The organism is Gracilimonas mengyeensis, from assembly GCF_900182705.1.
In the GTDB taxonomy this organism is placed as follows: domain Bacteria; phylum Bacteroidota; class Rhodothermia; order Balneolales; family Balneolaceae; genus Gracilimonas; species Gracilimonas mengyeensis.
In genome coordinates this window covers 93,531-115,435 of record NZ_FXTP01000013.1, presented here as the reverse complement: position 1 = coordinate 115,435, position 21,905 = coordinate 93,531, and the positions used below count along the sequence as shown (strand labels likewise).

The 21,905-nt window shown below is 45.8% G+C and carries 18 protein-coding genes; 11 read left to right on the top strand and 7 right to left on the bottom strand.

Going from position 1 to position 21,905, the window contains the following annotated elements:
- Positions 1-230 precede the first annotated feature (230 nt).
- The 9 genes from FN815_RS14640 (at position 231) to FN815_RS14600 (ending at position 12,294) form a co-directional block, all read left to right on the top strand.
- A complete protein-coding gene (locus tag FN815_RS14640) occupies positions 231-2,657 on the top strand; it encodes a TonB-dependent receptor (protein ID WP_221930330.1) in 2,427 nt (808 codons plus the stop codon).
- 28 nt (positions 2,658-2,685) lie between these two features.
- Positions 2,686-3,915, top strand: coding sequence for a DUF4374 domain-containing protein (locus FN815_RS14635; protein WP_142455393.1), 1,230 nt, complete (start codon positions 2,686-2,688; stop codon positions 3,913-3,915).
- A gap of 97 nt (positions 3,916-4,012) precedes the next feature.
- Positions 4,013-5,140 carry a PepSY-associated TM helix domain-containing protein gene (locus FN815_RS14630; protein ID WP_142455392.1) on the top strand — a complete coding sequence of 376 codons (1,128 nt, stop codon included), beginning with the start codon at positions 4,013-4,015 and terminating at the stop codon, positions 5,138-5,140.
- Between the two features lie 280 nt (positions 5,141-5,420).
- Positions 5,421-6,023: a hypothetical protein gene (locus FN815_RS14625; RefSeq protein WP_142455391.1), complete on the top strand. Its 603-nt coding sequence runs from the start codon at positions 5,421-5,423 to the stop codon at positions 6,021-6,023.
- Between the two features lie 65 nt (positions 6,024-6,088).
- Positions 6,089-6,307, top strand: a complete 219-nt coding sequence (locus tag FN815_RS14620; protein ID WP_142455390.1) for a hypothetical protein — start codon at positions 6,089-6,091, stop codon at positions 6,305-6,307.
- Between the two features lie 309 nt (positions 6,308-6,616).
- Positions 6,617-7,045 (top strand): cupin domain-containing protein, encoded by a 429-nt coding sequence (locus FN815_RS14615; RefSeq protein ID WP_142455389.1) that lies wholly within the window; start codon positions 6,617-6,619, stop codon positions 7,043-7,045.
- A 91-nt stretch (positions 7,046-7,136) separates the two neighbouring features.
- Positions 7,137-8,993, top strand: a complete 1,857-nt coding sequence (locus tag FN815_RS14610; RefSeq protein WP_221930329.1) for a right-handed parallel beta-helix repeat-containing protein — start codon at positions 7,137-7,139, stop codon at positions 8,991-8,993.
- A gap of 154 nt (positions 8,994-9,147) precedes the next feature.
- The gene (locus FN815_RS14605) at positions 9,148-11,079 is read left to right on the top strand and encodes a DUF5060 domain-containing protein (RefSeq protein WP_142455388.1); all 1,932 of its coding nucleotides are present in this window, start codon (positions 9,148-9,150) and stop codon (positions 11,077-11,079) included.
- Positions 11,080-11,091: 12 nt separating this feature from the next.
- Positions 11,092-12,294, top strand: coding sequence for a hypothetical protein (locus tag FN815_RS14600; RefSeq protein ID WP_142455387.1), 1,203 nt, complete (start codon positions 11,092-11,094; stop codon positions 12,292-12,294).
- A 680-nt stretch (positions 12,295-12,974) separates the two neighbouring features.
- Here FN815_RS14600 and ald read toward each other — a convergent pair.
- The 6 genes from ald to FN815_RS14575 form a co-directional block, all read right to left on the bottom strand.
- Positions 12,975-14,090: an alanine dehydrogenase gene (gene ald, locus FN815_RS14595; RefSeq protein ID WP_142455386.1), complete on the bottom strand. Its 1,116-nt coding sequence runs from the start codon at positions 14,088-14,090 to the stop codon at positions 12,975-12,977.
- Positions 14,091-14,406: 316 nt separating this feature from the next.
- A complete protein-coding gene (locus FN815_RS18960; protein WP_185957315.1) occupies positions 14,407-14,544 on the bottom strand; it encodes a hypothetical protein in 138 nt (45 codons plus the stop codon).
- Between the two features lie 219 nt (positions 14,545-14,763).
- Positions 14,764-15,021, bottom strand: a complete 258-nt coding sequence (locus FN815_RS14590; protein ID WP_142455385.1) for a hypothetical protein — start codon at positions 15,019-15,021, stop codon at positions 14,764-14,766.
- Between the two features lie 142 nt (positions 15,022-15,163).
- Positions 15,164-15,877 carry a potassium channel family protein gene (locus tag FN815_RS14585; protein ID WP_142455384.1) on the bottom strand — a complete coding sequence of 238 codons (714 nt, stop codon included), beginning with the start codon at positions 15,875-15,877 and terminating at the stop codon, positions 15,164-15,166.
- An 11-nt stretch (positions 15,878-15,888) separates the two neighbouring features.
- A complete protein-coding gene (locus FN815_RS14580) occupies positions 15,889-16,983 on the bottom strand; it encodes a TrkH family potassium uptake protein (protein WP_281286807.1) in 1,095 nt (364 codons plus the stop codon).
- Positions 16,984-16,992: 9 nt separating this feature from the next.
- Positions 16,993-17,748: a hypothetical protein gene (locus FN815_RS14575; protein WP_142455382.1), complete on the bottom strand. Its 756-nt coding sequence runs from the start codon at positions 17,746-17,748 to the stop codon at positions 16,993-16,995.
- 138 nt (positions 17,749-17,886) lie between these two features.
- On the opposite strand from FN815_RS14575, the gene trkA reads away from it, so the two are divergent.
- Complete coding sequence (gene trkA, locus FN815_RS14570; protein WP_142455381.1) at positions 17,887-19,239, top strand: Trk system potassium transporter TrkA; 1,353 nt, start codon at positions 17,887-17,889, stop codon at positions 19,237-19,239.
- Positions 19,239-20,753 carry a TrkH family potassium uptake protein gene (locus FN815_RS14565; RefSeq protein ID WP_142455380.1) on the top strand — a complete coding sequence of 505 codons (1,515 nt, stop codon included), beginning with the start codon at positions 19,239-19,241 and terminating at the stop codon, positions 20,751-20,753. Before trkA ends, FN815_RS14565 begins: the two co-directional genes overlap by 1 nt.
- Before the next feature lie 227 nt (positions 20,754-20,980).
- Here FN815_RS14565 and FN815_RS14560 read toward each other — a convergent pair whose 3' ends face one another.
- Positions 20,981-21,901 (bottom strand): ATP-grasp domain-containing protein, encoded by a 921-nt coding sequence (locus FN815_RS14560; RefSeq protein ID WP_142455379.1) that lies wholly within the window; start codon positions 21,899-21,901, stop codon positions 20,981-20,983.
- Between the last annotated feature and the right edge of the window lie 4 nt (positions 21,902-21,905).

Sequence of the window (21,905 nt, the reverse complement as noted above, 5' to 3'; positions counted from 1 at the left end):
GTTTTAAGCTCTTATTTGGCAGAATCAACTACACCTATTCTTCCTTAAAGATGTGTTGTAAAACATGGTACAAGTTCCACATCAACTTTTTGCCATTGTACATTTCTAAATTTCTTTAATCTGCTCTTCATTAAAATAACCCTGATTGAAGGTTGCTCAACAATCAGATTATCCGTATCCTTATTTAGATTAATTTTAAATAGTATATAAAGTTCTGTAGAAGTAGAGCATTGAACTTAACGTTACGCCCCAGCCAATGGTCATTGGCTTTTTTACTGCCCCTATTTTTTTTGTTCTTCACCCAACAAATTTCTGCTCAAAGTAATGAGAGAGTTTCTATAGAAGGACAAGTTGGCTCTCCCACCGGAGAAACCTTGCCCGGAGTACATGTAACGCTGACAGATACCGACAAAGGAGCCATAACCGATATTGAAGGGAACTTCAGGATTTCCGGCATCCTCCCCGGCTCCTACCAGCTCAAAGTAAGCGCCCTTGGTTTTAAAACGTATCTCAGGGAAATTAAAATATCAGCCGAAACACCAAAAGCATTCAACATAACATTAGAGCCGGAAAGTTACCTGATTGATGATATCTATGTAAATGCTAAATCGGCTACCCGACGGGTGATTGAACAGGCCTACCAGGTTTCCTCGGTTTCTGCACAAAACCTGGCCAACAGCACCAGCGATGCCAAATCCGTTTTAAACCGCGTGCCCGGAGTTCGCATTCAACAAGAAGGCGGCTTGGGCTCCGATTATAAATTCTCGCTAAACGGCTTTTCCGGAGATCAGGTGAAATTCTTTTTAGACGGCATTCCCATCGCCAATTCGGGCTCCATGCAGCTGGGGGACCTTCCGGTAAATATGGTGGAGCGCATTGACGTGTACAAAGGGGTGGTTCCGGTTTGGCTGGGCACTGATGCATTGGGGGGCGCGGTAAACATCGTAACCAACCGCCTGCACAATTATGCCGATATTTCCTATTCTGTCGGTTCGTTTAACACCCACCGCGCTTCCTTAAATGGCGCTTATACGAATCCTGAATCGGGCTTTACGCTTAGAGGAAACCTGTTCCTCAACTACTCTGATAACGATTATGACGTTTGGGCCCGCATTGTGGAAAATAACACCGTGGTAGATACCGCCTGGGTACCCCGCTTCCACGATCGCTACCGCTCAGGTGCCGTAAAGCTGGAAACCGGCTTGGTAAATAAGCCCTATGCCGATAACCTGTTGTTGGGGTTCTCTCTAACTGCCAACGATAAACAAGTTCAACACGGCGCTACCATGAACACGGTGTACGGGGGGGTGATGCGCGAGAATTCATCCATAACCCCTACCCTGCGTTACAGCAAAAAGAACCTGTTTACCGAAGGGCTTGATGTCAGCCTGTACAGCGCCTTAAACCTGAATACCTCGCAAGTCGTTGATACCCTCAGCGGCGTACGCTACAACTGGCTTGGAGAGAAAACCACCGTAAGAACGGCGGACGGCAGCGTATCCACGGATGGTGAATTTTACCGGACGAACACGACCCTGGATGAAGAACAGTTTGATACGCAGTTAAATGCCGGCTATGCCCTAAACACCCGCAGTTCCCTGGCGCTGAATTATTCCTTCAATTACTTCCACCGGAAGGCCCACGATAAGGAAAATCCAAATAATGTCGACAACAGATTCCCCAAATCACAGACCAAGCAGGTGCTGGGGTTGGCCTACAAGTTTGATATATCCAACAAATGGAGCACCACTGTGTTTGGTAAATGGTTTCACATCCGCGCTGAAACATCCAAAGAAGTAGATTTTGGCCTGGAAACCCGCCGGACCGAAGCTGTTGAAAATTCACAACATAATTTTGGCTACGGACTGGCTTCAACCTATTTCCTGGTGCCTCAGCTACAGCTAAAACTATCATACGAAAGAACGGCCCGGATGCCTATTCCTGAAGAAATTTTTGGGGATGGACTGTTTGTACAAGCCAATCCCGATCTGGGTCCCGAGAAAAGCCACAACCTCAACCTGGGCAGCGAATATCGTTTGAACTTCAACAATCAGCATATGCTGGCGTTGGGGGCAAGCTTGATCTACCGCGAAGCCGAAGATCTCATTTATACCGTAGTAACTGTATCAAGCCCGCAAACCCGGTACGAGAATTTGAGCAAAACCCGGGTGATGGGCGTGGAAGCAAGTCTTCAATACCAGTGGAAAGATATGTTCAAGCTCGGTGGTAATTTCACTTACCAGGATATCACCGACCAGGCTAAAAGAGTGTATAACGATTCGTTTACGGGAACCGGCTGGCAAACCAATTATCACTATGGATACCGCCTGCCAAACCGACCTTACCTGTTTGGCAATATGAATGCTGGTTTAACTTTCAGTGATTTTCTGGCAAACCGCTCTGATTTGAACCTCAACTATTTTGTGAATTTTGTGGAGAGATACTCTCTCACCTGGACAGAGCTTGGGGCCGGCAATAGCAGATACATCATTCCGCGTCAGGTATCGCACGATATTGAGCTGGGCTATTCCTTTGATGGAGGAACCTACAACCTCTCCGCAGAATGCCGCAATCTGTTCAATTCCAAACTGTACGACCAGTACTACCTGCAAAAGCCCGGACGCTCGTTCAGCATTAAACTCAGATATAATATTTAAATAACCTCACTACTCAAATAACCGAATCATGAAAATCTATTCAGCATTTAAGTCCCTGCTATTATTAACCCTATTCGCTACCTTTTCGGTAGTACTCTCGTCCTGCTCAAGTCCAAATGACGCCTCGGGTGACGATCAAACCGGCGAAGAAAACTACGTACTTTCGTTGGCTTACCAGGGTGCGGATGGCAACTTCGCCTATTACACCGTGGGCTTTGACGATGTAATGAGCGGCAACCTGTCGGCAGTAAGCCGGGGCATCGAGCAGCTGGGATACTATACCTACAATCAAATCGGCAGCACGGTGTACGCCACCGGTGGTTTTGAACTCACTGACATTGTAGCTATAAGCAGAAATGACGATGGTGAACTGGTTGAAACCGGCGGGAACTCATCCTTTGATAACAGCTTACAGGACATCACCGAAGCTGAAGACGGTAACATTGTAGCCGTAGAAATGTCCTCCTCTTCGGATGTGGTTGCATTGCATCGCATTAACCCTGAATCTCTGACGGCAGAAAGCAGCACCTACACCACCACCTCTAACCTCTCCGATTCTACCGTGGCCTATTCCGGGATGGTACAAACCGGTAATCACCTGTTTATAAGCTACTACGCCAGCAACCCTAATTCTTTTGCCACAAATTTAACAGATACGGCCCGTGTTGCTGTGTTTGAATATCCCTCACTCGAGTTTGTTAAGGTGATAAAAGATGACCGAACCGGCCCCATTGGCGGCTTCGGGACGATGTCCGGACTTATCAAAGATGAAAATGGTAACGTGTATGCTCTCTCCCACTCTAACCCGGCCAACGGGTACAGCCAGTTTACTAAAGACCCGGCTATCCTGCGCATCAACAGTGGCGAAACGGAATTCAGCAACGATTATATTTTCGAATTTAACGAGGTAACCGGTGGAAAAACGACTGCCCACATGGTGTATCTCGAAGACAACAAAGTATTCGTAGAAATGAATACGTTAGACCGTTCCGAGCAAAGCGCCTGGGCTGACGGTCCGCTGCAGCCTGCAATCATCGATCTTTCCGCAAAAACCATCAATTATATTGATGATGTACCCGAGCATTCAGGAACCGGCCGAAAACTGGCAGCCACCAGCCTTTATGATGGAGAACATATCTATATGGTTGTACCTGAAGACGAAGAGTCTTTTGTGTACCGCATCAACCCAAACAATTACACAGCCGAACAAGGCGCCGTGGTAGAAGCCAACTTTACCGCAGGTTTCTTCCAGCTTTAAAAATTCCCTCACCTACACTCGCAATTAATTTGTATTCCGGTTTCCCTCTTTTCCGGGGATACCGGATTTTACTTTAACTATCTGTTAGCTACACAACATGAAAAAGTGGAAATCGATTGTTCGCTGGTTGCATTTATGGTTAGGACTGGCGTCCGGAATCATTGTTTTTATTGTAAGTATCACGGGATGTATCTACGTGTTCCAGGCTGAAATTATGAATGCCATGGAGCCGTGGCGGTTTGTAGAGCCACAGGATCAGGCTTTTGTACCACCAAGCGTGTTGGTTGATACTGCAAAAACATACTTGCCGGGTAAAACACCCTCCGGGCTAACCTATGAAGATGAAACCGGAGCCGCTGCCGTTGGCTTTTATTACACCGAAAATGGAGTACGAGATTTTGCGGTTGCTTTTATGAATCCCTATACCGGAGAATTCCTGCATAAAAAAGAATCCGTTATCCATGGGGATTTCGATTTCTTTCAGTTCATCATTCAGGGCCATCGCTACCTGTGGTTACCCGAGTCGATCGGCAAGCCGGTGGTTGGAATCGGGACGCTCATTTTTGTGATACTGCTTTTTACCGGCCTGATCCTTTGGTGGCCCCGCAAGTGGAATGCACGTGGCCGGGAAAGGAGTTTCAAGATTCGATGGTCAGCCAAATTTAAACGCTTTAATTACGACCTCCACAACGTGCCGGGTTTTTATGTTACTGTCCTGGCCTTCATCATTGCCTGTACCGGGCTCGTTTGGAGCTTCCAATGGTTTGATAACGGACTCTACTATCTCGCTTCAGGCGGAGAAACCAAACAGGAACATTCACATCCCCATTCAAACCCCGATAATGCAAATCTGGCCGCCTCTGACAGTATTCCTGCTATTGACAGAGCCTTTTACAAAACGCTGCAAGATTACCCGGAACCAAAGCGTATTTATATGAGTCCCCGCGTGAGTGAAGCAGATGACGCCATTGAAGTGGTAGCCTTTAAATACCAGGGCAAGTTCTACCATCATGATGAATACTATTACGACCAGTACACCCTGGAATTACTGGATGTGGAACGCTTTTCGCAGGCCACCCTGGCCGATCAGCTTGACCACCTTTACTATGACATTCATACCGGAATGGTTTGGGGCTTACCGGGCAAAATTCTTGCTTTTTTGGCGAGTTTAGTCTGTGCCAGCCTTCCGGTAACCGGGTTTTTTGTTTGGTACAATAAGCGGTAGTATGGCTTTTATTTGGGTATCTACAGATTATGAATTAACATTAAGCGTCAATTGAGAATATTCTAACATGATTCCCGCTTAAAAGAACACATGTAAAAGGAAATCCTTATAACGTTTTACTAACCGACTGGTGTCCCGAATTGTTCGGGATCTCGCTTGTACCATTTTGCATATTCTATCTGAGTTGTCTTATCCCAACAAACCACAAGCGCGACGCTTGCGGTAGGCGGGGGAATATTGATAACCGGTAAACGTGTTTTTTAACATATACATATGACATATGAAAACTTATAAAAATATTCTGCTTTTGCTCGTTTTCGGGGCAATGGTATCGGGTGGATGTGATGTCCAGAACTCACAACAGGATTCAGGTGATTTTGAACAGATCTACAGTGAACTAAAGGGTATTTGGCAACCTGTTAGCTCTCAAAGTGAACGCCCTGTTGATGCCAATTTCGATGGCGTTTCATCAACAAATATGCTGGATGAGCTCACCAATTCTCAAAATTATACCTTATCGGTTCGCATCCTCAAAAAAGAAGAATCACTAACGGAAACGGATTACCGCCATGTATTGGCCATGCCTTATTCGGTGCAGGTTTTTCCCGTTGAAGCTTCGCCCAAATCGGCTGATTTCTACATCAATTATATTATGAATGTAGTGACCTTGCAGTTTGAAGTAAATCAAGCCCAGGATGCGTTCATTTTAAATCCCAAATCTGCATCTGAAGATCAGGAAAAACATCCCTTTCCTGAATCTATTACCCTTACTAACAACCGACTAACGATTGAAGTCACTATGCAAAAAGAATTGTATACGGCCAGCGGATGGCATACGGTAACCATCAAAACGCGGTATAGCCGAATTTCCGAGACCACCTGAAAGGTCCTAATTTTATCTTTATTCCTTTCGAATAATCATTCCAATTTTAGAAAACTCTAAACGACATGAGTACTCATACAGAGACTTCTGAAACTGATCATTCCAACAAGAAAAATTGGTCTATCGCTGGTTCCACCTTTATCTCTTTTGGTGGGATACTGCTTTTCCAAAACCTGGCCGGCATCACTATTCTTCCCATAAGTAGTTTTATAGTAGAAATTTCCCTTTCTATCCTGCTTTTTGCGATGGGCATTGGCTGTTTTATTGCCGGTTCTTTTAAATAACATTGGCAGAATTAAGATGAACTCAAAGTTTCTTATCGGGCTTTTTATTCGCTACAATTATCTCAACTGTTAGGTGCCACGAAGTCACAAACACACGAAGGCACACGAAATGATCAGGCTTAGTGTTACTTTACGACTTAGTGTTTTTGTGGCTCTTTTCAATGAGGTACATGGTTTGTATTCCAAGTTAACATTTGAGTCTTAAGCCAGCACCAACATATCTTACATAGCGTACACCTTCTTATATTCTTAGGCCTTTTCTCCCCTTTGTTATATTTTAGATCCAACCATTAATTAGTTGGAGTACAAATGAAATATATCCTAAGTCTTCTTTTCTCTTTACTTGCCCTTCCTCTTTTAGCCCAATCTGCCAGTGATAACACCCCTAAAGAATTCACCATCGAAAACACAGTCAGCAAGTTTAATATGGATGGAATTGATTCTACCGAGGTGGGTTATCAGTTTTGGTTTGTGGATAAGAAATTTCTGGATGGCCGTACCTTAAAAATGAGCGTGGTGGAACCCCACAAAGCCACCCATGAACCACATTCTCATCAGGAAGATGAATTCTTTTTTGTACTGGAAGGAACCGCCGAATTTTATCTGGATGGCGAAACCACTACCGCTGGTCCTTACGCCAGTTTCTACTGTCCGCCCAACAGCATGCATGGTATCCGTAATGTGGGCGATACCGAGTTGAAGTATCTCGTCATCAAAAAATACCTGGACGTAGAATAAAGCAGTCTATCTGAAGATTCCGCTTTGGTTTTTCACTTCTGAAACCTTTAATATCACCCACAATCAATCATATAAATCGCACTATCTTTCTATGAATACAAGTACTCTTCATGCCATCTTGTTAAATTTTCTGTTGATGGGCTTGCTGGCCGCTCAGCCATCCGGTGGTCCCTATGGTCCCATCCAACAAAACTATGAACTCCCGGAAGTTTCCGGCACCATCTATTATGTGGCTCCCAATGGAAATGCCGATGCCGCAGGAGCTTCCCTGGATTCTCCCACTACTATCGAGTCTGCTATCAGCAAAGTGGTTACCGGAGATGCCATCGTGTTACGTGGCGGAACCTACCGGACCGGCGACCTTGAGCTCAATCAAAAAATAGTCATGCAGCCCTACCAGGATGAAAAACCGGTGTTTAAAGGAACATATGTAGCTGATGACTGGGAGACGGTAAGCCCCGGTTATGGCGACCAACCCGGCTTGTGGAAAACCGATTGGTCCGACCTCTTTCCCTCCCGCCCCGATACGTGGTGGAGAACCGAACGCGCCGGCCGTCAAACCCCGCTTCATAAATTCAATAACGACATGGTTTTTGTGGACGGACGGTTCTTGCAATCCGCCGGCTGGCTGAATGAACTGAACGAGGATAATTTTTATATCGATTACGAAAATGAAACGGTGTACATCTCCACCGATCCTACTGACAAAGAAGTGGAGATTACGGCTTTTGACCAAGCGTTGATCATTACACCACGAGAAGTACACGGCAAGCAAGCAGACGGTCAGGGACCTACCATCCGGGGCATCGATTTCACTCAATATGCTTTTCATGTAATTGATGTGGAAGGCTACTTCCCCGAAGGCGATTCGGATGAAGACGACCATGGCAATGATGTCGTAGGAACTACATTAGAACATTGTTCTATCTCTTATGGCGGACGCGTGGGCGTTTTTGTACTGGGTGATGGATTTTCCCTGCGCCACAGCAAAATCAGCGATACCAGTACCGAAGGTTTGTATGTTTTAGCATCAGATGATGTACTGCTTGAAAAGAATATTTTCACCCGCAACAATATTGAAAACATCACTGGCTACTATCCGGCGGCTGTTAAGATTTTCAACCAGTCGCACCGCGTGGTTGTAAACGACAATCTCGTGATCGATCATCCCAACTCGAATGGCATTTGGTACGATGTGGGTAACGTAGACGGCGTATTTACCAATAACTGGCTGGAAGGCGTAGGTCATACCGACGAAGCATTTTCAGGCCGCAGTGTATGGCCCAGCCGCAATGCCTTTTTCTTTGAGATTTCGCTGGGCGTTCGGGTAGCTGGCAACGTATTTGTGAATAACGATCACGGGATGCTTATCCTCAATTCATCGGATGCCAAAATTTACAACAACACGTTTGTAAACAGCATGGCCGTAATTGCACGCGACCGACGTGGTGAAAATGCCGATCACTTTGGCTGGCACATTCGTACGGGTCCCGGCGTAAAAGAGCGCGTGAACCATGCCTTCAGCAATAACCTGCTGGTGGCCGATGAAGATTTCGAACGTCCACTGCTACAAATCTGGCAACTTCCCGATATGTGCGAGGACTTCGGGACGCCCTCTTTAACAGAGCTGGACCACAATGCATACGTTAAGCTAAATGACAATGAAGGCCCGATTACATGGATGGCCCAAAATATAAACGGCCAGTGTGTATCTGAATTTTCCAATACTGCTGCTGTTAACCGGGCCATAAGTGATTTTGCGGAAAACAGCTTCAGCTTCACCGACTACGAAGGTCCTCTTTTTAAAAGCATCGACCTGAAGAATTTTGAACTTCTGGATGGATTTAAAGGTGCGTCTGCTGCCGGAGACATCCCTTCCTACATCCAGGAAGTCATCAATCGTAATGATTCGGAAGGCTACATTGGCGCTTATCCACAGACCAACTAAAGTATCTTTCTATACAGGATATTTTAAGGCACGGGCTTCCACTCGTGCCTTTTTCTTTTACCCATAGTTAGCCTTCATTATGAATCAACGCTCCATTTTTTTGTCAATTTTTATAGATTGATGCAGACCAACCAACGCATTTAAAAAGCCACTCATGAAATCACGCCTGTCCTCTACTTCTCTTATCCTGTTCTTCTTTTTGTTCGGGTTGATGAGCGCTTTCGCACAGCCCGTTCCTGAACTAAAAACCTGGCAAGTACATGAAATCACCCTGCAAGCAACTGGCAATTATGAGAATCCTTACACCGAAGTGACAACCTGGGTAGATTTGGAAGGCCCCGAATTCTTTAAACGCGTGTATGGTTTTTGGGATGGAGAGAATACTTTCAAATACCGGGTAGTTGCTACTAATCCGGGAAAATGGCGGTGGACCAGCGGTTCGAATCAACCCGAAGACGAAGGATTGAATAATCATTCCGGGCAGTTTCAGGCCGAGGCTTGGTCGGAAACCGAGATACAAGCCAACCCCGTGCGACGTGGATTTATACGTTCCACACCCAACGGACATGCCCTGCAATACGCCGATGGCACTCCGTTCTTTATGGTAGGTGATACCTGGCTGGCCGGTGCCACCTGGCGGCTGCCTTTTCGCAATGCTGAGCCGCCCTCCGATTATGAACCAGGGCCCGGAATGGGTTTTGAAGATGCCGTTCAATACCGTAAGAAACAGGGCTTCAATTCAGTGAGTATGATTGCGGCTTTTCCTAACTGGGAATCGGATGTAAATCCCAGTACCTATGCCGACTCCAATGGTATCTATCTGCGCAATGCATGGGAGAAATTTGGCTATGATGTAGCCGACGGCCCCGGAGTAGATGCCTCAGGGGGCGACAGCTACTGGGGAACCCTCACCGCAAAGAATATGCGCGATGAGTACGGACATCTTCCTTTCAAAATGTCGGAGGAGCATGAAAATGTATCGGATTTCAATCGCATCACCCCGGAATACTTTCAAAGCCTTGACAAGAAAATGACCTACCTTTCCGAGCAAGGCATGGTGCCCCTGCTGGAAACCGTGCGCCGGGATGTGGGACCTTCCTGGGATGCCTACTTCGACTTCAATGAAAGCTTTGCCCGCTATGTGCAATACCTGATTTCCCGCTATGGGGCTTATAACTTTCTCTTTAGTACTATACATCTTGACTGGATTCCAGATGATTTCAGCCTCACCGCAGAGCAGTTTAACGAAGCTCTCACTTACCATCTGGAAACTTATGGTTCTATGCCATTCGACCAGCCGGTTACCGTACTTATTGATAGCACCACTTATGGAGCTTTTGGTCATGGCGAGAAAGTGCCCTGGCTTACCATGCACAGTGTGGGAAATAAACCCCGTGATCATCGGGTTAACCATTCGCTGAAAACCATTTTCGAGCTGGAACCTCAATATCCGGCCATCAATTTTGAGCCGTATTACACCGGCTGGGATCATGAGATCAACAAACCCGGCGGAGAGCGTCCCCCGGCCAATTCCGATCGGGATAATTACTTTGCCCGTGCCCAAATGTATGGTTCGGTTCTTTCAGGAGGCTTGTCGGGCCATGTACACGGTACGGCAGCCTATGATATCACCACGACCGGCGAACCGGAGGGAGCGCGTCCGCATATCTGGGATGCTTTTAAATATGAATCGGCCATGTACATGCGCCACCTGGAAACGTTCATGCTTTCGGAAGGCGATGCCTACCAGCAGCTGGAACTGGCCCGCGATGCCATCACCCCAAACAAAGCACCGGATGCACCGGCAGACGGCCTCGATGGCTGGGCATACATGATGCGTACCCCGGATAAGACTCTGGCTTTCCTGTATTTTGAAAATGCTTCGGTTTTGCCCTCATTGCAAGAATTTACGCCCGGCGAGAAATATCACTTTAAATGGTTTGATACAATGACTGGCGAATGGCTTTCTGATGACGATGCTATCTTAATTGCTGATGATAATGGTCAGCTGGGTTTGCCGGAATTTCCCGGAGGTGAAGAAAAATCATCCCGGGATTGGGCCGCTAAAATCACACTTATTGATTAAATACATGACTCTATGCGCTTAATTCTATTTCTGCTCCCGCTGTTTATACTAACACTTTCTCAGGCTTTACAGGCACAATTTGTTGATCATTTTGAAGATGGGGATGTAGACGGTTGGGATTACTACACCGGCGACGGTGAGGCTACCGTCACTTTCACCCCGGGTGAGAGCTCAGCCTTGATTATGGTAGATGCAAGCGATGACCGTCACAACGTCTGGTGGGCTATCATTAAACGAAATGTGGCCTCGTATCTGGATATGGAGAAACTGCAGCAACCTGAGTACGAACTACGAGTAGAAGCCCGAGTGAAAGTGAGCCATGCTCCCCGGCGGCTCAATTTTATGATCAATACCCAGCGCACCACCGATTATCACAAACAGCTCCGGGAATACGATATTCAGGATGCCACCGGCTGGCATGTGATAAGTATGACCACGGAAGATTTAGATGCTATGCCTGGCGATGACCTGAATGTACAACTGGGCGTAACCGATTGGGGTTATGGCACTTACAAAGTAGAACTGGATTATTATAAAGCAGCAATTGTGAATGTGAATGAAGCCGAACCGGACAAAGGCGAGCCTTTGGTGTACCATCCACCTATTCCACCACTGGAGAGCTTTTCCCATAAGTTGATGGTATCACAGGATGCAGTAGTGAATACCACCTTTCCGGAAGTCAACTTTAGCAACTGGCAAGTGGAATCAAGGTATAAAGTACCCGTTTTGACGGTAGATGATGACCAGTGGGCAATTTTGCGTTGGGATTTTGATGACATAAATCCTTTAAAAGCAGAAAGCGCCGGTATGCTGGAATTATCTACGTATTCGGTAATTGACGGCGGAAATTACGAAGCGGTTTATGGGGAAGAACTGGGAATGGAATTCGGAAAAGTACGCATTATTGAAATCCTGGGAGGAAAGGAAAACTGGACAGATGATACGGTAACCTACGAAGAGCTTACCGAAGGTCAACCCTATGAAGCCGTCTTCAACGAACAGATGATTTTTGATACGGAAGTCACTTACCGTCAAGGAGGTAAAACCCATGTTTCTCTTTCCCGCCCTGTAATGCAACGGCTACTTTCGGGCATTACCAAAGGAATCTTAATCAAACCCCTGGGTGCCATAAACGCTTCTTTTTATAGTTCGGAAGCTGAGCAAGATTCCCTCAGGCCACGGATTTATTTTAATACAGTGTCTTTACAGCCTTAGAATTTTGGCCGGATAGAGTGAGTGATGATGCCGCGTCCCGCAGGGGTATAATTCCATACCGGCTCGAAATTTTGCACTACCCTTGACAGTGAAGGACCATTGGAATTATACAGCAAGTCATTACGAACGCCGGACAAAACTCGCCCGCTTGATTTTTTGGTTCGTTTTGGGTCAAGCCAAAATGAACAAGGAAGGCGTTAAAGCTCTGATATCATCAGCCCACATCGTCGGCTTAAATGGTTCCAACAAAAAAACTACCTTCTATATTGCCCAATTTTTGATTCACCATCATCCTCCTTGGAAATAACTGGGCAAAAATTGTTCGCTGGTTGTTTATTTACCCCAGGTTGCGCCTGGCAAACGCCTTTCCTCAAATCAGCCTCCCAACAGGCTTACCCGGGGCTACCCATGTTTAACTCCTATGGAGTCAGTCATTAGAGTATCCGTGAAATCCCAAAATCCATACAATCCGCGATTCATCTTTGATATATTGACTCATCATTTTACAACCTTGACCACAGCACAAGCATGTTCTGGCCTAGGTTCTTCGCTATCTCTCTGAATGACGGTCTTCGACATATTTGTCTGAATACCAGAGGTTATCAGACATCGAATCGCATAAAAAAAGTGAAGCCCGAAAAGGACTTCACTTTTAAAATGTATCGTAATAAAGTATCAATTTAATTGATCACTTCATCCACCGGCTTCCAGTCTAAATCAAAAGCCTTAGCTACATCTTCGTATACAATAGTGCCATTGGCAATGTTCAGACCTTTCAACAATTCCGGATCTTTCTGAATGGCTTTTTTCCAGCCCATATTGGCAATGTCAACCGCATAAGGCAAGGTCACATTCGTGAGTCCCAAGGTAGAAGTAAATGGAACTGCTCCGGGCATGTTGGCCACACAATAGTGCAGCACATCATCCACCAGGTACACCGGATCTTTATGAGTGGTTGGTTTGGAGGTTTCAAAACATCCGCCCTGATCAATAGCCACATCAACCAGTACCGTACCGGGCTTCATGTCCTTCAACATATCGCGGGTAATGAGATGCGGGGCTTTGGCTCCCGGTTTCAACACAGCGCCAATGATCAAATCAACATCCGGAAGCAGCTTGCGGATATTGGCTTCCGATGAAAACATGGTGGTCACATTTTTCTCCATCACATCATCCAGGTACCGGAGACGAGGCATATTAATATCCATGATGGTAGTTCGGGCGCCCATGCCAGCGGCTACTTTAGCGGCGTTCACACCAACTACTCCTCCGCCTAAAACCAGCACATTGGCAGGTTGCACACCGGGGATTCCGCCTATTAATTTACCTAATCCCCCTTTGGGTTTTTCAAGGTATACGGCCCCTTCCTGGGCAGCCATACGTCCGGCCACTTCACTCATCGGGATAAGAAGCGGTAAAGAACGATCTGCTTTCTCCACTGTTTCGTAAGCGATAGCGATACAACCTGATTCCATCACAGCCTTGGTAAGCGCTTCGTCGGCGGCAAAGTGGAAATAGGTGAAGATAATCTGACCTTCTCGCATACGGGGATATTCTTCCGCGATGGGTTCTTTCACCTTCATTATCATTTCGGCGCGCTGCCAAAGATCTTCCACATCGTCTAATATGGTAGCACCTGCTTGCTCGTAGTCTTTGTCGCTGAAACCACTTCCCACACCGGCTGATTTTTGAATAAAAACATCGTGACCGTTGCGCGTTAACTGAACCACACCACCCGGCTGAATCGCCACCCGGTTTTCGTGGGTTTTAATCTCTTTAGGAATTCCAATAATCATGATATAAACGTTTTATTATGCTGACATTTTGCGGTGGCAAAGGTAGGTATTTTTACGCTGAATTACTGTTTCAAAATTGGGATAGGCGTTCTACAGTACAAGCACAGGTTGTGATAATACGACCTCCTTTTTGCATAGCGTAGGTTCAATTATCAAGTAAATAACGTGAGCATGAGACAGGAATAGATAAATCGTGTAGATATTAATTCTTAAGGTCATCCCTCCGCGGAATTATGAATGTTAGATAATTTGCAGACTTTTAGTCATTATGAAGACCCTGAAAGGGTCCAACATCAATAGCCCCGGGTAAGCTTGTTCAGGGGCCCCGCTTGCGGGGAGCAAACAGGCGCAACCCGGGGTTTCGGATATAGGAAGAACAAGCTTCGCCCCCAAAGCTTAACAGGTTGATGGCGGTGAACGAAGCTTTGGCACCCAATCCCACCAAAGGCCACATGTTTGCCAGCCCCTCGACAAACATTCATAACTTAACATCCTACAAGCCTCGGGTTCTTTATTGCTGACACGCTACCCAAGGTTGCTCACGCTTAAGCGGTTTTACCCTGGGCTATTCGTATTAAACCCTTTCAGGGTTTTACTAACTGAATTACCTAACCTCTACAGAAATTACAGCTAAACATATTTCTACAGTTATTCTATTTCTATGATGCAGAAATCAAGTTTTAGACTTATACACGCCCCGTTCAGTAATATGAATGTGCCCATAGAGATAAGGCCCGCCGATAGTAGCCACTCGGATGTATTCTTTATTTTCCAGGTAACCCAGCAAATTTTTAATCTCGGTACGGTCAAAACCAGCTGCATTCACTAAATCCTCCACCGATACCTTTCGTTCTATATCCCCCTCGCTTACTTCCGCCAAAACGGAAAGTAATTCTTTGGCGCGGTCGTTAAAATCTTTGCCTATCAGCATAAATTTCCAATTCTAAAAGTTGCTCAAAGAATGCCCTTTTAAGCTAAACAAACCGTTAACCCAGTATTAAGCTATCATTAACAAAGTAGCATTGCTAACAGGGTATAGATAACAAAAAATCGCCGCAGGAAGTTATTTTCCTTTAATTTGTATCCATTAATTTTTCTAACGATGCCTGACTGCCCATTATGATCAACCGGTCGGTTTTACGGATCATTGTATGGGGATCCAGTACGCCCATTACTTCGAAATAGCTGTCCTCTTCATCCCGGTATATGCCATTACTTTCTTCTTTTTGTCTTTTTCTTTTGATGGTAATCAGGCTCATATTGTAGCGCTCCCTTATTTTCAACTCTTTCAGGGAATAGCCTACCATGCCTTTTGGAGCATCAATTTCGAAAATCCCAACATCATCACTTAGCTGGAAGAAATCGGTGATAGAGGTGCTCAATAAAGCAGTAGCCATGCGAATGCCTTCATCTTTTTCGGGGTGAATGACCTCGCTGATACCAATTTTGTTCAGGATCGTCTCCTGGGTGTCACTGGATGCCCGGGAAATCACCCGCCCTACTTTTTGTTTCAATAACTCCATGGTGATAAGCACCACCGGCTCAAAGCTTTCGCCAATAGCTACAATCACCACATCTACATCACAAACGCCGTGCTCTTTCAACAAAGCCGGATCGGTGGCATCAAATTGTACGGCCTGGGCTACGTACTTCTTTATTTCTTCAATCCGGTCGTAATCATTGTCAATAGCCAGTACATAGGCGCCATTTTCTGCTAATGATTTAGCCAGGGAAAAGCCAAACTCCCCAAGCCCGATGACGCAAAACTGTTGATTGTTAGTTGCCATATTTATTCCTCTTATGCTACAATTACACTTTCTGTTGGATAGGTATACTTCGTGGATTTACGGCTTTTGGCAAAAGCGAGGGCCAGGGTTACTATGCCCACCCTGCCAATGAACATCGAAAGAATGATAATGCCTTTACCGGCATCCGTAAGTGCCGGGGTGATGCCTCTTGACAGTCCCACCGTTGCAAAGGCTGAAAACTCTTCAAACAGTAAATCCATGAAAGGCAAGTTCTCCGTAAGCGTTAATGCAAAAGTAAATATAAACAAGCAGGCCGCTACCAACACAAATACGGACATGGCTGTCAATACGGTGTCTTTTGCAATAGTTCGCTTGGCAAATTCTACTTTATTTTTTCCGGTGATGGTACTCCAAACGGCAATCAGCATCACCGACACGGTCGTCGTTTTCATCCCTCCTGCAGTAGAAGCCGGCGAAGCTCCGATCACCATCAACCCTAAAAATACCAAAACCGTGCTTACGCCCAGTGAGCCGATATCCACTGTGTTAAAACCTGCCGTACGCGTGGTGATGCTTTGGAACATGGAAATGAGCACTTTATCAGAAGTAGCATAACCGGCCAGTACGCCATCCCATTCCAAGGCCAGAAAGGCGACGGTCCCTCCCACGATTAGTACCACAGTGGCAATGAGCACAATGCGGGTGTGTAGCGAAAATTGCCAGGTACGAATCTTGCGCTCTGGATTCCCTTTTATGAGCTCCCAGAAAGTGGTAAAGCCAAGTCCGCCAATCACAATTAAAAACATGGTGGTGATGTTGACACCGTAGTTCAGCACGTTTGCCTCATCGGCCAGACTGTTACTAAAAACCGAGAAACCCGCATTACAAAAAGCGGATACGGCATGAAAAACCGAATAAAAAAGCCGGGTGCCGTTATCATCAAACATATGTCCCCAGCTTAAATAATAGCCCAACACGCCAATGGCTTCTACCGTCAAGGTAATCCCCACAATTTTCTTGATCGTGCGAAAGGTTTCACTGGTTCGTGTTTCCCCGATAGTTTCTTTAAGCATGCTCATCTGTCCGACGCCCAATCCTGAACTCACATATAAAGCAAAGAGTGTGGCGATGGTCAAAATGCCCAATCCCCCTATCTAAATGAGAATCAATACAATCATTTGTCCAAAAAAAGTAAGATGTGTGGCCGTATCCACGACAATCAGACCGGTTACACAAACGGCACTGGTTGAGGTAAATAAGGCGTCAATCCAGTTCAATCCCTGACCATCTACCGTGGAACTGGGGGTCATCAGTAACAAAGCTCCAAATATAATCACCGACACAAAACTGTAGGCCACCAGCTGTGTGGGTTTCTTTTTAAGGGAAATAATAATAGGTGCCGCCCTGATTGTTTTTATCACAATCAGTATGATCAGGTAGATTTTGGTGAGGAGTACCAATACCGGCATAAAACGCGAAAGCCCAAACAAATCCTCCAGATATATCGCCACATCATGCTGATCAACCAACATCAGGAAACCGAATAGTACTAAAAGCACCACCAGTAATGACTCGAATTTACGGCTGCGGATAAGCGACCAGCGTTTTGAGGTAAGGAAGAGCCGTAATACATAGGTAAGTATGAAGCCTGAAAGAATGCCAAACTCCAGGTACCAGTTCCAACTCAGGTAAGGTTCGGGCAACTGAAAGCCTTCGGAAGCGATGATACTGGCCATAGCCATAATCACCAACAGGAAATTGAAATAGTGAACATATGGCTCAGCTACTTTATTCAGGTCGTAGAGTTCAACTTCTACGTCCTGAAACCAGTTTCTGAATCGTTTTTTTAGTTGCTTAAACTGAACTAACAGTTCAATAAAAAGTCGTTTCCAGTGCTTCGGTAATTGCATGAGGCCAAATATATCGATTTATCCTCATTCTTTTAGAAACTGATTGATCCGAAAGAAGATCAATAGGGTTTATCTCCTTTTATTTCAGTCAAAATCATGGTAACATTGAACGTTTTCTAACTTAAGCGAAGACTTCTTTTGAAGATAGTTATTATTGGGGCCGGAGAAATAGGTTACGACCTGGCAAGTGTGCTCTCTGCTGAAAAACATGATGTTACCGTTCTGGATCGGGAACGCGGACCTTTATCCCGCGTAACCGAATCATTGGACGTGCTTACCAAAGAAGGAAATGCTACCTCTGTTAAAGATCTGGTTGATACCGGAGTCAGCGATGCAGATATTCTGATTTGCGTTACCAGTGTGGATGAAGTGAATATGATGTCGGGCATGATTGGCAAACGCCTGGGAGCTAAAATGGTTATAGCCCGCGTTCGCAGTGAAGAATTTTCAGGAGAAGAAGCTCCTTTGTCTCCTTCCGACCTGGGCATTGATGTTATGATTCACCCGGAATTAAGTGCCGCCCAGGAAATTGCCCATCTCTTACGACGTTCTTCCGCCAGCGATGTTATCAACCTAGCTGATAAGAAAATGCAGCTCATTGGCATCCGTCTGGAAGCCAACTCGCCCCTGAATGGTGTTTCATTAAACGAATATGCCGATAGGTTCCCTGATATTGTGTTTCGGGTAGTAGCAATTGGCCGGCGCGGACGAACCATCATCCCCAACGGTTCTATTAAACTGCAGAAATATGACCAGGTGTTTATACTGGCCAAGACCGAGCATATTCCCCAGGTGATTAAAACCACCGGTAAAAAAGAAACGGAACTCCACAGTGTAATGATTGCGGGCGGCTCCGACATGGGGGCCATGATTGCCCGGCTACTTTGTGCTGATCAAACCAAGAACTGGTCTATAAAGCTTATTGAACCGGATTACGAGTTGGCTGAAGAATTAGCCATCGAGCTTAAAGAAGTGATGGTGCTGAACGGCAATCCCACCGATCCCGACCTGTTGGTTACCGAAGGCATCAACGAGATGGATGCCTTTATCGCAGTTACTGATGATGAAGAATCCAATATTATCTCCTGCCTGATGGCCAAGCATCTGGAGGTGAAGAAAACGGTGGCGCTGGTTTCAAAACCTGATTTCATCCCGCTGGCACAAACCATTGGCCTGGATGCAGTCATCAATAAAAAAGTAGCAGCCTCCAATGAAATCCACCGCTATGTACGTCGTGGAAAAGTTATCTCTGTTACTGAGTTGCGCGGCATAAAAGCAGAAGTGATTGAACTGCAAGCCACGCCCGGCTCTAAAATCACCAAAAAACCTATTAAAAAACTAAGACTACCGGATGGATGCGTTATCGGTGGTATTCTGTGTAACGGTTCGGTTGAGATTGTTACCGGTGCCAGCCAGGTAGACGATAACGACCGGGTTATCATCTTTTGCCTTCCTACTGCTATTGATAAAGTAACCAAGCTCTTCCAATAATGGCATTAGTCTCAAGCAATCCGACTCCCAGAGCCAATATCCATTTTACCGTGGTATTGGGCGTTCTGGGTGCTTTCATTTTCTTTATGGGCTTTGCCCTGCTTACCCCTGCCATCATTGACCTGGTGTACGGTTCCGATACCTGGCACTCTTTTGTGATATCAGCCGGCATCGCCTTCGGTTTTGGCGGGTTGATGTGGTACATGTTCAAACCCCAACAGGAAATTCGTATTCGCGAAGGTTTTCTGATTGTAAGCCTTACCTGGCTGTCTCTTTCCTTGGTGGGTGCTTTGCCTTTTATTATCTCCGGTGTACTTCCCTCTTTCACCGATGCCGTTTTTGAAACCATGAGCGGCCTCACCACCACCGGATCCACTGTATTGGGTGGAACCACCAGCACCGGTTGGGAAAACCCCAAGATCGAAGATATTCCCAAAAGTTTCCTTTTCTGGCGCTCATTGGCCCACTGGCTGGGCGGAATGGGAATCATCGTACTTTCGCTAGCTATTTTGCCGCTTTTGGGCATTGGTGGTATGCAGCTATTCCAGGCCGAGTCTCCCGGTCCTACCGCCGACAAACTTACTCCACGCGTACAGGAAACGGCCAAGTTACTCTGGGGCGTGTATGTGGCGTTCACTTTCATTGAGTTTCTTTTACTGTGGGTGCATCCCTCCATGGATTGGTTTGAAGCCATTAACCATGCCTTTGCCACGATGGCTACCGGCGGTTTTTCCACCAAAAACGCCAGCGTGGAAGCCTTTGACTCGGCTTATATTGATTGGGTGATAACCGTTTTTATGTTTTTGGCGGGGGTTAACTTTGCGCTGCACTTTCGGTTATTCCGGGGAGATCGTAGGCTGTTTTTTGCCAACCGTGAACTCCGTTTCTACTCGCTGGTAATCTTTATTGGGATTGTAGTTGTATCATCTTCGCTTTGGATAATCAACAACTACTCCATTCTTGATGCGCTTCGTTACGGCGCTTTCCAGGTAGTCTCTATCGTCACCAGTACGGGCTTTGGAACGAATGACTATGAGTTATGGAATTCCATTGGAGCCTTTTTCTTATTCCTGCTGTTTTTCACCGGAGGTTGTGCGGGTTCTACCGGAGGCGGTATCAAAATGATTCGCTGGATGATACTGATTCGCAACACGGTCCGGGAGATCAAGCAAATTGTTCATCCCAAAGCCATTCTCCCTGTACGCATTGGCGACCAGGCCATCAGCCAGAACATACAGCGCACGGTACTAAGCTTCTTTATCCTGTATATTTTCATCTTTGCCACCGGGGCTTTCATCATCAGTCTTTTTGGCTATGATATCCTCTCCTCCATTGGCGCCAGCATTGCCGCTATTGGTAATATTGGTCCCGGTTGGGGTGATTTTGGTCCGACCGACAATTTCGCCGGTTTGCCGATTTTGGGTAAATGGGTGCTCATTTTACTGATGATGGTCGGTCGCCTTGAGATCTTTACCGTACTTATTATTTTCTCGCCTGCTTTCTGGCGACAATAATTGAACCTGAGTTCAATATAAGAAGTGGTTTTGCTGATAATTCCCATCAGTCATATCCCGAAAAAATTGTCGCGGAAACCTCAAATCAAATAGCTTTTTTCTGAACTAAGCGATGACTGACTTACAACTATTAGATCCCTGCCTTCGCAGGGATGACTTTTTAAGTTCTTATTTATCTGATCTACAACTATTATTATTTCGAACTCACCTAATTTAAAAATGTCTCCTCAAACTTCCATCAACAATTGAGCAATGGCTGTGCTTATGGGTTGATCGGTGCGGGACTCGTAATAGGAAAATGCCGGTGTTGGATTTACTTCCAGGCAATAGTACGCACCATCCGGATGGTGTTTGAAATCAATGCCCGAAATAACTAATCCAAGTGCTTTGGTTAATTTTACACACTTTTCTTCCACTTCATCCGGCAGTTTCATGGGAGAGAAAACAGGATCATCATTACTGGATGAATAGCGATAGTCCACCGTAGCTGATGTGGTGATTCTGGTAGCAAAACACTGATTTCCCACCACATGCACGCGGATATTATCCCCGGGAATATACTGCTGAAACTGTACCGGACACCACAGGATGTGCTTCAACCGCTCCATATCTTCTGCTTTCAGCTTCTTTACAATAGACCGTATGCTGCTGATTGACTTAAAAATGACCTCTCCCTGTCCTTCTTTAAACCGCTGCACCTCTTCGGGATCGGAAGTCACCAGAGTATCCGGAATAGAAAAACCGGCTTCCTGAATCTTCTGTAACTGATAAGGCTTTGAATAATTTGTGGATATGCCATCAGCCGGGTTCACTACCAGTGCCTGGGTAGTAGCCAGCCAAACAGAAAGTTGTGAATGAATTTGCTGGGTGTGCACCGCCAGAGGATGATCATTGGATTTATTTTCCACCGCCGGCAAATAACGGTAATCCATAAACCTGGAATAAACCGATCTTGCTGTATCTAAAGATACTGTCTGGCTTTGAGTTTTGAGTACCCCTGAAAATACCCCATCGTATACGGAAGCTTCCAGACGTGCATAAGGCAGTTCTCTCTGATTTATAACTACCGGAGTGACTTTCTCTTTCTCAAATGCACTAATAATATAGGTCAGTGAAGGCTGTGAAGGAATCCCAAATAATACAATCATAGTT